Below are 14,228 nucleotides of genomic sequence, written 5' to 3' on the forward strand. Positions count from 1 at the left end.
ACATCATGAATATAGCTAGCATTCCCCGTTCGGACGAAAAGCTGACGATAGAGCTAACGGTTAAAGAAGCAATGGCTCTTGGCAGTGGCGTTAACTTCTGGGGGGATCCACTCTTAGCGGCTCAGGCCCGTAAAAAGGTCAGAGCTTCATTGGAGCAGCTTCTCATTCCAGGAAATCATCGGCTATATTATGAGGCAATTGACTTATAAAATCATCTAATTTTCAGGTATCAGTGAAGCTGTAGGATTAAGGTGAAGGCGTGGAGACGTAGAAAGCTTGCGTTACCCGCCTTTTCTTTAATCGCAATTAAGGGTATAATTTTTTCTGACCATTATAAGTAGAAGTTACAAGTACCGATTTGGAGGAAAATTATGCGTTTACGCGGCAGAAAAGGTATCAGAGAAGCGCTGGAAGCTCAATCAGACCTTATTGAGTTAAATCCGGCTGCATATAAAGGAAAGTGGAGTGCCGTATTTGGCAACGATCGGCCTATCCATGTAGAGCTGGGTATGGGAAAAGGACGATTTATTAGCCAACTGAGCTCGCTCAATCCTGAAATTAACTACATAGGCGTAGATATGTATGACGAGCTTCTTCGCCGAGCCGGAGAGAAGGCCGTATTATCACGTGAAGAAAACGGCGGCACCTTGGCAAACCTGAGGCTTGCTTTGTTTAACATTGAAAAAATCGAGGATATATTCGATACGGATGAGCTTGAACGTATTTACTTGAATTTTAGCGATCCTTGGCCGAAAAAACGGCATGCGCGGCGCAGGCTGACACATTCCGGCTTTGTTCGCAAGTATATGGATGTATTAAACGAAAATGGCGAAATTCATTTCAAAACCGATTCACGCTCATTATTTGAATTTTCCTTAAATTCTTTTTCCGATATGGGCCTTCGCATGCGTAATATTTCATTGGATTTGCATGCGGATGGACCAAGAACTGACTTGGTCATGACTGAATACGAAACAAAGTTTTTCGGGCAGGGAATGAATATTCACCGTCTGGAAGTCGTTATAGGGTCGAATGCTCTTAAGAGTCATTTGAGCAGGCTGGAACTCAACGAGAGAGAAGAAGAAAGCAATAAGGATATATCGAGTCAGGACGACCTGTGAGCCCAGTGAAACGGCGGCAGGATGGTTCTGCTCGATACGTAGTAAAAGAAAAGCATGCGATCCTCTAGAGAGGACGCATGCTATTTTTTAGTTATTGGTTTAAAATCTCCATTATAGCCTGCGAACAGTCCATAGGATTGTATGGATTCGTGTGCTGGGACAAAGACAATAGGGCGCGGCGCTTGAGAACTTCTGGATAACCATCCACAAGCAGCTTGAGCCAGTGATCGATAGTTGCGTCGGATTTAATATGCTCCCCAAACCCATGCTGGGTAAAATACTGCAGATTCTCCTCTTCCTGACCGGGTATCGGATTATAGAAGAGCATGGGAATCCCTTTGGCTAACCCTTCCGTGCAGGTCATTCCTCCGGGTTTGGTTATCAACAAATCAGAAACGTCCATCCATTTGTCAATTTCATTGGTAAAGCCCATGAGCCGAATGTTCTCATGCTGGAATCGTTTGTCCTCGGATAAGGCTGCTAATGCTTTGTCATTGCTGCCAAGGCAAATGATAAGCTGTATTTTTTCACGCCAATCTGTAAAATAGTGCAGCATTTCCCCGTTATTCATCAACCCCCAGCCTCCGCCCATCACTAAAACGGTTGGCATGGCTTTAAGTCCATATTGGGCGCGAAGCTCGTCACGGTTATGCTGACCCCAGAAATTAGGGTGAACCGGTATGCCGGTCACTTCAATGGCATCGGAATTAATTCCGCGGCCTAGCAGCTTATCCCTCACATCGGAGGTGGAGACCAGATATTTGTTTACCTCTGAGCTTAGCCAGGTTCCATGAGCATCATAATCGGTTATAACGGTGCACAAGGGGACGTTGAGTCCAGCACGTTTTAACCGGGAGATGACGGCATTTGGAAATGGATGCGTACAAACAATAGTGTCGGGGCGCAATTGATTGATGATCTCTGCTGTTTGAGCATAGAAAATACGATGCAAAGCCAGCTGAGTAAACCGATTCAAAGACTTCTTGTACTGGGAACGGTACATATATCCGTACAGCTTAGGCTGAGTTGTCACGGTTTTACGATAAGCTGTAAAGATCCATGGAGCCAACGTCGGATGGAGAAAGGAGCCGAGCTCCAGCACCCTGGTCTGGATGCCAGGCGAGAGCATGCGAAGACCGACGGAGAGTGCATGAGCGGCTTGCGTATGCCCGGCCCCAAAGCCTTCGGATAATAACAACACCCTTTTTTTACGCATTAGCGTTTCACCATACCTTGTGACAATGGATTTACACAATTTTAACATTAAACATTTTATAGGCAAAATGCAACTTATCCGAAAAATGCGACAATTGACAACGCTGAAATGGTCCCGATGAAGGCTCCAGCCAAGCAATCGGAAGGATAGTGCAGACCTAAATAAATTCTCGATATGGCGACAAGGGTGGCTAGCGGCAAGAGAATGGCTCCGATCCACAAGTTAGCACATACAAGTGGCAGCACAATGGAGAAGATAGCGGTTGTATGTCCGGAAGGGAAGGAATGATCTTTCAATGGTTTTTTATAAGTATTAGTATCGGGAACAACAAGATAAGGGCGAAGCCGCGGATATTTTTTTTTAATAATTGCGACTGGGATGTGACTCAATGCTAAAGCTAGACAGCTATAAATACCCGCTGTTTTCCAGTTTCCTTGCCCAAATAAGGCTAAGCAGAGCGCAGTAGTAATTGCAATGGCCGCACCGCCAAGATGTGTAATCGTTGTAAAAAACAGATCCAAAGAGGTGTGCTGAATCCGTTGGTTTACCCAACAAAACATACGGTTTTCTCGCTGCTGCAGCCAAGTTACAACACGGCTCATCAAGTTCACCTCCTCAAACTTTCACTGGGATAAGCTGTGCCTACCCGTCATATATTTATTATAACCTTCTATTGTTAGTGGAGTATTAAATCTGCAATAAATCCAACTTTAACATTGCTCAATCTCTTCCTTTGCTTCATTCAATAAAATAGGCTTCAAAAACTCGCATTTCAAGCAGATTTAATCTTGGTTTGATGTTCTGCTAACATTCCGATGCTAGGATGAAAGTGATAATGAATTTGAACCGGAGAACACAGATTTCCGGGACTTCACTCGTCCTTCCATTCGCGCTCCTATGTACAGATTTGTATTATGAGGAGGGAATAGCCATGCGGGTAGCATTGTTTACAGATACGTATTTGCCAGATGTCAATGGGGTTGCCAAAACGTTGGGGCGATGGGTTCAATTCCTGCAGTCACGAAATGTGGAATGCAAAGTGTTCGCACCGCTGAGCAGCTCGGCTGATGATTTGGGTATGAGTATAGTGGAACGATTTTATAGTATTCCCTTTTTGCTCTATCCGGAATGCCGGATGGCGATTCCTAACCCAATTCAACTTAACAAGTCGTTAAAAGCTTTCGCACCTAACCTGATTCATGTGGCCACTCCGTTCAATCTAGGGATAACTGGACTGCATTATGCCAAAAAGCATCACGTGCCTATTGTTGCATCGTATCATACACATTTTGACCAATATTTATCTTATTATAAGCTGCAATGGATGGAGCCGATGCTTTGGAAATATATGCTCTGGTTTCATCAGGAGTGCCAAAAAATATATGTTCCTTCACAATCAACTCTGCTTCATCTGCAGGATAAAGGCTTAAAGCGGATGGAAATTTGGTCCCGCGGCGTTGAGGAGAGCCTTTTCCGCCCGATTGTGAACCGTCCTCATGTGTGGAGGCAGTATGGGATTAATCCTGACCGGTTTATCATCCTTTATGTGGGCAGATTAGCTCCTGAAAAAAGCGTGGACGTGCTCTTGCAGACGTTCCTCGCTCTTTCCGACACGATTCGTGCCAATTCCCATCTTGTGATCACAGGAGACGGACCGCTGTACCAGCCATTGCTTGAAAATTATGGTGGGGCGTCTAACATCACCTTTACAGGCTTTCAGCAGGGGAGGGAATTAAGTCGTCTATATGCAGCTGCCGACGTGTTTTTGTTTCCATCGGCTTCCGAGACTTTCGGTAATGTTATTCTTGAAGCTATGGCCTCTGGAACTGCGGTGATTGGAGCGGCGGCAGGCGGGGTAAAAGATCTTATCCATCATAATCAAAATGGACTTTTATGCAAGCCTGGAAACATCGCAGAATTTGTGAATACAGTGGAATTGTTGTATCATAATGAAGGGCGGCGGTTGGAAATTGCCGAAGCAGGACGCACCTATAGCATGCAACAATCATGGGAGCAGATTTTTTCACGGTTGTACGATAGCTATCTCCATGTCCTAAGTGAATCAGCCGGTCTTGCAAGAGAACATGAGGCGGCAATGAAGTAAACTAATGACTCTAAAAAGTATGAAATACGGTGATAATAAGACGTAATAAGCTGGATGACAAAGAGTCGTGCGCCATATGTCCATAATTCTCGTTATAATTCAGGGATCTGGCGTAATGGAGCTCCTTGGGGCTTTTGACAAAACGTCTTAAAGAGAGGAAAATCATATTCGGTTACCCACTCAAATCCAGACAAAGCCATCGAAGTTCATAGATATAGCTATAGAGAGAGAACAGAGACTTTGGGGTACATAAAAAAAGGGGGATTCTTTTAATGCTGGATTATTTTTTGTTAGGCGTTCAGGTTATTTTAGCTATGATCGGAGCCTATCAGCTGTTCTTGACGTTCTTTGGTTGGTACCGTCGAGAGCCAAAAGCAACTCATGCGCCGCAGAAGTCGTTTGCAATCCTGGTTGCAGCTCATAATGAAGAGCAGGTGGTTGGAGCGCTTCTGGACAACTTAAAAAAACTTGATTATCCGAAAGAATTATATGATGTATTCGTTATTTGCGATAACTGTACGGACAGCACGGCCCAAATCTCCAGAAGCAAGGGAGTATATGCTTGTGAGCGCAGCAATCCGAAGCTAAGAGGCAAAGGTTATGCGATCGAATGGATGCTTAAGGAACTGTGGAAAATGCCTCGCAGCTACGATGCGATTGTAATGTTGGATGCTGATAATCTGGTGAATCCGGACTACCTGAGTCTGATGAACAATGATCTTATCAATGGCTCGCGTGTAATTCAAGCCTATTTGGATACTAAGAATCCGCATGATTCCTGGATTACTGCAGCGTATGCAATCACTTATTGGTATTGCAACCGCTTGTGGCAGCTGCCGCGCCAAAACCTTGGCTTGGCTAATTTCTTGGGCGGAACCGGCATGTGCTTCGAAACCAACCTGATTAAAGAAATTGGTTGGGGCGCGACAAGCTTGGTAGAGGATCTGGAATTTACAATGCGCTGCGTTCAGCGTGGAGTGAACCCAACTTTTAACTACGACGCTAAAGTTTTTGATGAGAAGCCACTGACCTTTAAAGCATCTGCGAGACAACGTCTAAGATGGATGCAGGGTCATTTTGATGTAGCGCGGCGCTATTTCTTTCCTTTGTTTTGGAAGGGGCTTAAAGAGGGCAGCTGGGCTAAGCTGGACACAGCTATTTATGCATTGAACGTGTATAACGTTCTGATCGGCTCTGTAGTCACTCTTATATTATGGGTCAATTTGCTAATGCCGGGAATCTATTCGCTGAAATCACTGTATGATTATGCACCAAGCCTGTTCATGATTATCGGTGCCCTCAGTTTTATCCAATTCCCGTTAGCGCTCATTATTGAGAAAGCGACTTGGAAAACGTATGCGTACCTGATCACCTTCCCTGTGTTTATGCTTTCTTGGTGGCCGATCACTGTTTACGCCTTTTTCACTCAGAACAACAAGCAATGGAGCCATACGGAGCATACGCGTGTTATTCGCTTGGAAGAGATGCAAAGCAAGCAGGTTAGCTAGGATGTCCCCACCCAAACCCTCCCCGCCGGGAGGGCTCCAAAGGGCTCTGCCCTCTGGACACCCGTGGTGCGCCTGAGTGACGTTATGTGGAGGATCGCTTTTCGTCCCTTCGGGACACGCTTCATGTTAGTGCTCCTGCCAGTAGGAACGCTTTCGTCCTTGCGGACACGCTTTAAGTTTGATCTTGTTTCCGCAACACCTGCAGGACCTCGGTACACAGGGCTTCCCGAAACGTCGGGAGGGACGGTGTGTCAAACCGCATAAAATCTTACCGAAGTTTCGAAACTTACACGTTGACTTAATTGCTGCGGTTATGTTATGATGTTTTGGTGTTAAAAAAGAAGAAGCGCCCGCTTCTCACCTGACCGACTTGGTTGGCTGGTAATTAAAGCTAAAGTGAAGTTTTTATAATGATAATCACTTGAACCTTTTAAGACGTGGGCCATTGCGCCCTCGTCTTTTTTAATTTTACAATCTCTGGAGGTGGAAGGTTATTAGTACAGAGCATTTAATTAACGATGAGATTCGTGTGAAGGAAGTACGTCTGATCGGTGCAGACGGCGATCAACTCGGCATCAAGCCGATTCGCGAAGCGCTTCAAATCGCGATTGACGCCAACCTGGACTTGGTCAACGTTGCTCCGACGGCTAAGCCGCCGGTTTGCCGGATTATGGATTACGGGAAATACCGTTATGAAATGCAAAAGAAAGAAAAGGAAGCCCGTAAGAACCAAAAAATCGTTGAGCTTAAAGAAGTTCGTCTGAGCGCTACAATCGATGAGCATGACTTCCAAACGAAGCAGCGCAACGTTGTTAAATTTCTAGGCGAAGGCGACAAAGTAAAACTGAGCGTGCGTTTCCGCGGTCGTGAGATCGCGCATGCGAGCATCGGTCAAAAAGTGCTTGAGCGTATGGCGACTGAAGTGGAGGAGCTGTGTGTAGTTGAACGCAGACCCAAACTGGAAGGCCGCAGTATGATCATGATTTTATCGCCGAAGCAGCAAGCATAATTATTAGGGAGGACTAAAAACATCATGCCAAAAATGAAAACACACAGCAGCTTAAAAGGCCGCTTCAAGATCACAGGTACAGGCAAAGTAATGAGATACAAAGCCTACAAGAACCACTTGTTGTCCGGTAAATCCGCTCGTCAAAAGCGTGTATTGGGTACAAACCCTACTATGGCTCCAGGCGATGTAAAACGCTTGAAACAGCAATTGGGTAACATCAAAGGTTAATTCGTATTTTATTCTACTTAAATTCTGGAGGTAATCAATCATGGCAAGAGTAAAAGGCGGGTTCGTCACTCGTCGTCGTCATAAAAAGATTTTGAAGCTGGCTAAAGGTTATTTTGGTTCCAAGCATCGTTTATTTAGAACGGCTAAGCAACAAGTAATGAAATCCTTACTGTATGCATACCGTGACCGTCGTCAAAAGAAACGTGATTTCCGCAAATTGTGGATTACACGTATCAATGCTGCGGCTCGCATCAACGGCTTGTCCTACAGCAAGTTCATGCATGGCTTGAAGCTGTCCGGTATCGAAGTAAACCGCAAAATGTTGGCTGACCTTGCTGTCAACGACCTAAGCGCATTTAACGATCTGGCTACTGCTGCTAAGCAAAAAGTGAACGCGTAACAAATACAAATACAACCCTGTTTCTTTGGATGAATAATCCGGGAGATAGGGTTTTTTAGTTTGCTCAACTCTCGCGGCAGCTGTTTAGATTTTGTTCAGATAGCAAGCTGTATGATGAAATGAGTCGGAATATGGGTAATTAATATAACAAATTTCTAACAATTCACCTTTAATTGACCACAACTTAATGAATATCTAATATTTACTTAATTTTTTTATAAATCAAATATGGTATCATGAAATTAATAAAAACGAATGGGTCTTAGGTCTTATTGTTTTAGTTATGGGTCTTTTGGCTTATATCTGAATTGTATGTGATCTAATGCCTTATAAGGCGCTAGGCTACGACCTTGGTCTAGTGAGCAGCTGTTAAAATTTGAGTATCCAGTCACAAGTACAGGGGTTATTGTGGGTAACCGTTAGTTCTTCCAGTTGCTGAAGGAGTGGTTGATTTCATAGAGATCGTGATGGCTGATAACCAATCCAAATGGGGAGTGAATAATGTGAAAGAAAAAGCGCTGATCGGTTATAACCATCGTAAGGCAGAACGTTATTTTGCCTCATTGGAAGCAGAAGAGGCGACTCTGAACCAGCAGCGTGAAATTAATAAACAATCGTATAAGCTGAAGGAAGCGGAGCTGCTATACGAAATCAATAATATTAAGCAGAAGATAGTTGAGTTGAATCAACTGGAAACGAGCTTGAAACAATGGATACAAAGAAACGAGAATTAGAACCATCTTTCGGTTTCGCTTGGCTAGGGCTCCGCAGAAGTTTGACCGACAAGCATGCCAAAGGATTGGAAGAGCGGGTTCGTTTTAAGCGGGAATTAGAGGAAGTTGAACGTCAGGATCAAGAGAAGCGATTGCAGGAACTCGCTAAACAGCTGGAATATTTGAAACGAGAATACCAAAGTAAAGAAGACTATGTTGAGGAATTAATAGCACAAAAGCTCAAACTGCTTGATAAAGAGGGCTTTAAGCCTGATATGAACAGCGGTCCCAGAAAGCCGAAAATGAGGATGGGCGACCTGATGGTAGCCGAAGGTCTTGTTACTCAGGCTCAGCTGGAAGAGGCCATGGAACATCAAAAGAAATTCGGTGGCCGACTTGGTGATATCGTATCGGAAATGGGCTTTGTTGATAAACGGAGAGTATCAGACCTGCTAGATGGCAAGACCCAAAAGGGAAGACTTGGCGACATGCTTGTCAATACCGGTGCTATCAAACAGGAGGAATTAAATCAAGCTCTGGAGTTTCAACGTAAAAGTGGTGGTATGCTCGGTGATATTCTTATGGCGATGCGGTTTATTGAACCGGAGAAGCTGTACCGCCATATCGCTACGCAGAATAATCTTGGCCGGATAGGCTCGGAGTTTGATTTTCATGACCTTAACAAGCTGCCTGAATATTTGGCCAGACAATATGACGCAGTTGTTATTAGTCAGGATTTAAATCGTTATTTGGTGGCAGTGGGAGGTCCATTGTCAGATGAAGCGCAGAGAGCTATTGAAGCTCTGCTGGAGCTGCCGATTGAGCAGGTGCTTGCTACACGTGAAGAGATGGAGTACTTCTGGAAGCAGATCTACGAGTCTGAGCTTATGGTTGAAAGCACACAAAAGCTGGTTAATGAGCAGCCGGAAAATTCGGCTCATGTAACCTTTACGACCGCACAATTGGTCACTGCTGCTGGAGCTGCACTGCTGCTGGTGGTGTGCTTTGCATTGGACTGGTTTCGTACGCTAATTGCAGTTAATGTCCTTGTCCAAGTTTTTTATTTTTCTATGACCCTGTTTAAATTTTTGATCGTCATGTATGGCACGCGTGATTACGCTCAAATCCGCTTTACCAAAGAACAGGTGGACGCTGTCGATGAGAGAACTCTACCTATTTATACAATTCTGGTTCCGATGTATAAGGAAAGTAAGGTTATTCCGTATTTGCTGGGTAACATCGAGCGGCTGGATTATCCAAAAGCGAAACTGGATGTCAGGCTATTAATTGAAGAGGATGATGTGGAGGCGCAGGAGCTGCTTATGAGCATGAATCTTCCTGCCTACTACACTACGATTGTAGTGCCTCACAGTCTTCCTAAAACAAAGCCTAAAGCTTGTAATTACGGCTTGATTCGTGCGCGCGGCGAATACGTAGTTATATACGATGCTGAAGATAGGCCGGATTCGGATCAACTGAAGAAGGTGCATGCTGCATTTGTAAACGGCCCTGCTAATTTGGCTTGTATCCAGGGTAAATTGAATTATTTTAATAGCGATCAAAACTTGCTTACGCGCTGGTTCACTCATGAATACAGCATGTGGTTCGAGCTGCTGTTACCGGGTGTTATGCAGCTTAATATTCCGATCCCTCTTGGAGGGACGTCCAATCATTTTAAAATGGCAGTGCTCAAGGAAATTAACGCATGGGATCCTTACAATGTAACCGAAGACGCCGATCTTGGAATACGCTTATACAAATCAGGGTATACAACGGCGATTGTCGATTCGCGGACTTGGGAGGAAGCTAACAGTCGAGTAGGTAACTGGATACGACAGAGGTCTCGCTGGATAAAAGGATATATGCAGACCTGGCTGGTTCACATGCGGAACCCGTTCAAGCTTTACAAGGAGCTAGGCTTAAAAGGATTTATGGGATTTCAGGTAATGGTGCTTGCTACACCATTGTTGCCTCTTTTGAACCCTTTTTACTGGTTAATGATTATCCTCTGGTATGGGTGGCAGCTTGAATGGATCCCGCAAATTTTTCCGGGGGCTATTTACTACTTTGCATCGGTTGAGTTTCTAGTCGGTAACTTCCTGTTTGTATTCAGTAATGTCGTAGGAGTATATTGGGTTATTTATGAATTGGAAAAACGAAAAGAGCATGTGTTTTCGTATGGCTTGGTCAAATATGCACTATTAACGCCTTTTTATTGGGTATTGATGAGTATAGCTGCGGTTAAAGCGGCATGGCAATTGATCACCAAACCGTTCTACTGGGAGAAGACCACTCACGGCCTTTCAAAGCACGAGCCTGTTTCAGATTCGGCCAATCCTTAATATCTCAATTCGCAAAAGGTTTCGATTTGTCAGTTTATTTTAGGGGGTGCAATTGTGAGTAGAGAAATACCTGAAATATCCGTGGTAATCCCGGTTTATAATGAAGAGGTCCATATTATACAATCGCTTCTATCAATTGAAAAGAAACTGAAAAGCATTACTTCCTCATACGAATTTATTATTGTTGACGATGGCTCTCGTGATACTACATGGGATCAACTAACGAATCACGGAACAAGTATATCTCACTTGACGGCACTGCGCTTAAGCCGGAATTTCGGTAAAGAGTTAGCACTTTGTGCCGGTTTGGAGCATGCTTGTGGCCGAGCGGTTATTATTATGGATTCTGATTTACAGCACCCCCCTTCATTGTTAGAGAGTATGGTCCGCTTGTGGAGAGAAGAAGGTAAAGAGATTGTAGAATGTGTAAAAACAGACAGAGGAAACGAATCATTAGATAAAACATTCTATTCAACCATTTTCTATAGCATTCTAAATCATTTATCTGGTTTTGATTTGAAAGGCGCTTCTGATTTTAAACTGTTGGATCAAAAGGTTGTTCAGGCTTGGCGAGGGATGCCGGAGCGGAATACTTTTTTTCGTGGGATGACTGCATGGCTTGGATACAATCGGGCTCAAATCCCGTTTGAAGTTGCTGACCGTGTAGGAGGAAAGAGTCAATGGCATTTTTTAAGTCTGCTTAAACTTGCAGTTAATGCAGTAGTAGCCTTTTCATCTATTCCACTTCGATTTGTCAGCATGTTTGGACTCTTATTTTTAATAGGAGCAATAGTTCTTGGAGTTCAGACCATTTATCAAAAGTTCATTGGAGATGCAGTAACGGGTTTTACTACGGTCATTTTGTTGCTGTTGTTTATTGGGAGTGTTATTATGATTTCACTGGGCATCATAGGAGAATATATCGCCTCAATCTATAAAGAAGTAAAGGGGCGTCCACGTTATTTAGTCAGTCAAAAAATAGACAGTGAGCTTATGGAATCATCTAATAACAATGCTTACGCAATACGTGAGAGTGCTGGAGAAATGAAATACGGGGTAAGTTAATTATTATGAGAATTCTCATGTTGAAATATGGCGCAGTAGGTTTATTGGGGACTGTACTTCATTTTGCAGTACTGTACGTCTTGGTAGAAGCATTTCATGTATATCCGATAATTGCTTCTGCATTGGGATTTATTGTAGTTCTTATAGTTTCCTACTTTCTGAACAAAATGTGGACATTCCGAACGTCGCCGTCTGGCTGGAGGCCGCTTATCAAGTACACGGTTGTTTCGGTTACAGGGCTGTTGGCAAATACAAGCATTATATATATATCTGTTGATGTTCTTCATTGGCACTATTTAATCGGGCAATGCCTGGTGGTTGTAGTTGTGCCGATTTTAAATTTTGTTTTTAATTACTACTGGACTTTTCAACAAAAATCTGAGACTCACAGCTCATAAAATAAGAGGTAATATAATAAGAGCTTAACACTGGTTACGAAAAGTAGCCGATGTTAAGCTTTTATTTATTATGAAATTGATCCATTAGTAGGTGAAATAGAAGGATTCGAATATTTAATTGTTTATTTATTTACCTTGTATAGTCGCCATTCATAATTTTGACCTTTATCTTGAAAAGATTTGTATAGAGTGGTCCAGCTGCTTCCGGAATCAAATAATTTCGGATACTCCGAATTTATGGTGCTGTATACAGGTAATCGAGGAATAAGGATGTAATCTACACCTGTTCCAATAGGATCTTTGACAGAAGACCGGAATTGTTCATCGCTTGTGATGATAAATTTCTTGGGTTGCTTGCTGTTTACCAAAATCATATAGGCTGCTGCTGAATCAGTCAATATAGTTGCATCAGGTAAATTCTCGTCCAGCCAAACGGCAATGGACCGATCCAGCTTCGTTCTTTGATAGTAAATTCCTTTTTCTATGGACAGGAAGCTGTTCTCGTCAGGTGCAATCTTTGGATTGGTTAAAGCATAGGTCAGAACTCCAATGGTTACCAGCAAGCTTAGCAAGATCAGGCTGTAGTTGATAAAGCCCTTTTTCACTTTACTTAGTTCATAAGGAATCCAGGCTATCGTAATAGGAAGCACATACATAAAGTATCGAAACCAGGCAAAGGTAGAGCTTTTCATCAATAGTAGAAATTGTAATCCAGGAACTGACGCGATAATTAGAAGAAGCACCAAGAGGTCCCACTTGAATAATCTTCTGTTGAACAGTCTTATCAGTAGGATTCCCACAAGAGGTCCAGAAAACCAAATTGTCTTTTTTACACAAAGCCACAAAGCTTGCAGAGGACTATTGAATATCGCCTGGAAATCAGTGTCCCGTTTTAGTTCTTCTGATTGGGCTGAATTCGAATACTCGGAGCTTAAGAAATAAAAGGGGTCATGCATAATGGTGTAGTTGAAAAATACCCACAGTAAACCGGAAAAAACGGCTGGAGCTAAAAGTACAATCCATGCAGCTTCTATGTGGTGAAATTTTTTGCGGATGGAATTATTGCCTGCATCGGTTTGCTTATCAAAAATAGAAATAATAACAATAACGACTGCAAATGCAAGAGCTACCCCTACTGGAACAGCTTCATAACGAGTCCAGAATGCGAGAGCAATACCAACCCCGCTTTTCAATAAATGAGCTGTGTGTTTGTTCGTCATCCAATTGGTGAAATTTATGACGCAATACATTAGAAAAAATACATAAGGAGCATCGCTTAATCCATTCGCACCGAACAGAAAAATAAAAGGATTCAAGGAATATAATAAAGAAATGGACAAGCCTAGCCATTTGGGGAGACCGAATTTTCTGCAAGTGTTGTATATAAGCATCGATATTAATCCGGCAAAGATACTGCTTACGATTATGGCAGCTATTCCATGTGAAGCCAGTTCCGGGAAAAGTGGATAAAACAAGAGTAATATTAATTCTAAAAAGCTGGGGAGAGGATTCCAAACAAAGCCTATTGCTGCCAGATGGGGATCGCGGCTATATAATACGTAGAAGGCATTAGCAACACGACTCAAAGAATCTGAATGCATATACCCGATAATGTAGCTAATATAGAAGCCAACCGCAAATTCTATTGCAAATATCCCGGCAAATATGCTCAAGGGTAAGTATTTTTCTTTGTTCATTGATCTATGCTCCTCTAATTACGCTATCCTCAAGTATGTGTTCTTTTAGTATACATAATATAATAGGGTGAAAACCGGATCTGAATCAACTTTTGTTACTTCTTAATTATTTTCCATTATACTTGACTCTTTACCTAATTCGTCTTATAATATTGAAAAAGCACACAGACTCTATCGGCAATGATGAGGACGAAGTTATAAGGGCACTTATGTTCAGAGAGCAGAGGATTTGCTGAAACCTATGCCATTAATCCCTTATGTACGAGCTCACCTCGGAGCTGTTTTCCTGAAAAGTATGTCTCATTGACATAGCTATTAGGGAAAATCGGAATAGCACACGTTACCGTGCTGAAGGTATAACAGCTTGTGTTAAGCTGCGTACCTGCTAAGGTTATTTGCTGTGAGGCATTTAACAAACTCTGGGTGG

General features: G+C 43.0%; 14 protein-coding genes and 1 other annotated feature. Of the genes, 11 read left to right on the top strand and 3 right to left on the bottom strand.

From position 1 onward, the window contains the following. The first annotated feature begins 5 nt into the window (after positions 1 to 5). Together NV381_RS15270 and trmB are read left to right on the top strand one after the other, a co-directional pair. Positions 6 to 209 carry a hypothetical protein gene (locus NV381_RS15270; protein WP_258214154.1) on the top strand — a complete coding sequence of 68 codons (204 nt, stop codon included), beginning with the start codon at positions 6 to 8 and terminating at the stop codon, positions 207 to 209. A gap of 162 nt (positions 210 to 371) precedes the next feature. After that, positions 372 to 1,121, top strand: a complete 750-nt coding sequence (trmB, locus tag NV381_RS15275; protein ID WP_258214155.1) for a tRNA (guanosine(46)-N7)-methyltransferase TrmB — start codon at positions 372 to 374, stop codon at positions 1,119 to 1,121. 91 nt (positions 1,122 to 1,212) lie between these two features. Here the strand turns inward: trmB and NV381_RS15280 are convergent, their stop codons facing one another. Beyond that, positions 1,213 to 2,337 carry an MGDG synthase family glycosyltransferase gene (locus NV381_RS15280; protein WP_258214156.1) on the bottom strand — a complete coding sequence of 375 codons (1,125 nt, stop codon included), beginning with the start codon at positions 2,335 to 2,337 and terminating at the stop codon, positions 1,213 to 1,215. Positions 2,338 to 2,411: 74 nt separating this feature from the next. After that, positions 2,412 to 2,939: a phosphatase PAP2 family protein gene (locus tag NV381_RS15285; protein ID WP_258214157.1), complete on the bottom strand. Its 528-nt coding sequence runs from the start codon at positions 2,937 to 2,939 to the stop codon at positions 2,412 to 2,414. Between the two features lie 329 nt (positions 2,940 to 3,268). On the opposite strand from NV381_RS15285, the gene NV381_RS15290 reads away from it, so the two are divergent. From NV381_RS15290 to NV381_RS15330, 9 genes are all read left to right on the top strand, one after another. Then, positions 3,269 to 4,441: a glycosyltransferase family 4 protein gene (locus tag NV381_RS15290; protein WP_258214158.1), complete on the top strand. Its 1,173-nt coding sequence runs from the start codon at positions 3,269 to 3,271 to the stop codon at positions 4,439 to 4,441. A gap of 272 nt (positions 4,442 to 4,713) precedes the next feature. Further along, a complete protein-coding gene (locus tag NV381_RS15295) occupies positions 4,714 to 5,949 on the top strand; it encodes a glycosyltransferase family 2 protein (protein WP_258214159.1) in 1,236 nt (411 codons plus the stop codon). Between the two features lie 332 nt (positions 5,950 to 6,281). Further along, positions 6,282 to 6,420, top strand: a sequence feature (ribosomal protein L20 leader region). Between the two features lie 22 nt (positions 6,421 to 6,442). After that, complete coding sequence (gene infC / locus NV381_RS15300) at positions 6,443 to 6,958, top strand: translation initiation factor IF-3 (RefSeq protein ID WP_258214268.1); 516 nt, start codon at positions 6,443 to 6,445, stop codon at positions 6,956 to 6,958. 24 nt (positions 6,959 to 6,982) lie between these two features. Next, entirely contained in the window at positions 6,983 to 7,186 is a 204-nt protein-coding gene (gene rpmI, locus NV381_RS15305) for a 50S ribosomal protein L35 (RefSeq protein WP_171651260.1), read from the top strand. Between the two features lie 40 nt (positions 7,187 to 7,226). Beyond that, positions 7,227 to 7,586: a 50S ribosomal protein L20 gene (gene rplT / locus NV381_RS15310; protein ID WP_171651261.1), complete on the top strand. Its 360-nt coding sequence runs from the start codon at positions 7,227 to 7,229 to the stop codon at positions 7,584 to 7,586. Positions 7,587 to 8,089: 503 nt separating this feature from the next. Continuing rightward, positions 8,090 to 8,320 carry a hypothetical protein gene (locus tag NV381_RS15315; RefSeq protein ID WP_258214160.1) on the top strand — a complete coding sequence of 77 codons (231 nt, stop codon included), beginning with the start codon at positions 8,090 to 8,092 and terminating at the stop codon, positions 8,318 to 8,320. Continuing rightward, positions 8,296 to 10,641: a glycosyltransferase family 2 protein gene (locus NV381_RS15320; RefSeq protein ID WP_258214161.1), complete on the top strand. Its 2,346-nt coding sequence runs from the start codon at positions 8,296 to 8,298 to the stop codon at positions 10,639 to 10,641. The genes NV381_RS15315 and NV381_RS15320 overlap by 25 nt, the downstream gene beginning before the upstream one ends. A 54-nt stretch (positions 10,642 to 10,695) precedes the next feature. Beyond that, positions 10,696 to 11,706 (top strand): glycosyltransferase family 2 protein, encoded by a 1,011-nt coding sequence (locus tag NV381_RS15325; protein WP_258214162.1) that lies wholly within the window; start codon positions 10,696 to 10,698, stop codon positions 11,704 to 11,706. Positions 11,707 to 11,711: 5 nt separating this feature from the next. Further along, positions 11,712 to 12,104, top strand: a complete 393-nt coding sequence (locus tag NV381_RS15330; RefSeq protein WP_258214163.1) for a GtrA family protein — start codon at positions 11,712 to 11,714, stop codon at positions 12,102 to 12,104. A gap of 122 nt (positions 12,105 to 12,226) precedes the next feature. Here the strand turns inward: NV381_RS15330 and NV381_RS15335 are convergent, their stop codons facing one another. Further along, on the bottom strand, positions 12,227 to 13,801 hold the full coding sequence (locus tag NV381_RS15335; RefSeq protein WP_258214164.1) for an ArnT family glycosyltransferase: 1,575 nt from the start codon (positions 13,799 to 13,801) through the stop codon (positions 12,227 to 12,229). Positions 13,802 to 14,228 lie beyond the last annotated feature (427 nt).

Source organism: Paenibacillus radicis (ex Xue et al. 2023) (assembly GCF_024722015.1).
Taxonomy (GTDB): domain Bacteria; phylum Bacillota; class Bacilli; order Paenibacillales; family NBRC-103111; genus Paenibacillus_S.

Coding starts and splice junctions, on each gene's coding strand:
- NV381_RS15335 (WP_258214164.1), bottom strand. CDS start 13,801: ATGAACAAAGAAAAATACTTACCCTTGAGCATATTTGCCGGGATATTT.
- NV381_RS15280 (WP_258214156.1), bottom strand. CDS start 2,337: ATGCGTAAAAAAAGGGTGTTGTTATTATCCGAAGGCTTTGGGGCCGGG.
- rpmI (WP_171651260.1), top strand. CDS start 6,983: ATGCCAAAAATGAAAACACACAGCAGCTTAAAAGGCCGCTTCAAGATC.
- rplT (WP_171651261.1), top strand. CDS start 7,227: ATGGCAAGAGTAAAAGGCGGGTTCGTCACTCGTCGTCGTCATAAAAAG.
- NV381_RS15285 (WP_258214157.1), bottom strand. CDS start 2,939: ATGAGCCGTGTTGTAACTTGGCTGCAGCAGCGAGAAAACCGTATGTTT.
- NV381_RS15320 (WP_258214161.1), top strand. CDS start 8,296: ATGGATACAAAGAAACGAGAATTAGAACCATCTTTCGGTTTCGCTTGG.
- NV381_RS15290 (WP_258214158.1), top strand. CDS start 3,269: ATGCGGGTAGCATTGTTTACAGATACGTATTTGCCAGATGTCAATGGG.
- NV381_RS15330 (WP_258214163.1), top strand. CDS start 11,712: ATGAGAATTCTCATGTTGAAATATGGCGCAGTAGGTTTATTGGGGACT.
- NV381_RS15295 (WP_258214159.1), top strand. CDS start 4,714: ATGCTGGATTATTTTTTGTTAGGCGTTCAGGTTATTTTAGCTATGATC.
- NV381_RS15270 (WP_258214154.1), top strand. CDS start 6: ATGAATATAGCTAGCATTCCCCGTTCGGACGAAAAGCTGACGATAGAG.
- trmB (WP_258214155.1), top strand. CDS start 372: ATGCGTTTACGCGGCAGAAAAGGTATCAGAGAAGCGCTGGAAGCTCAA.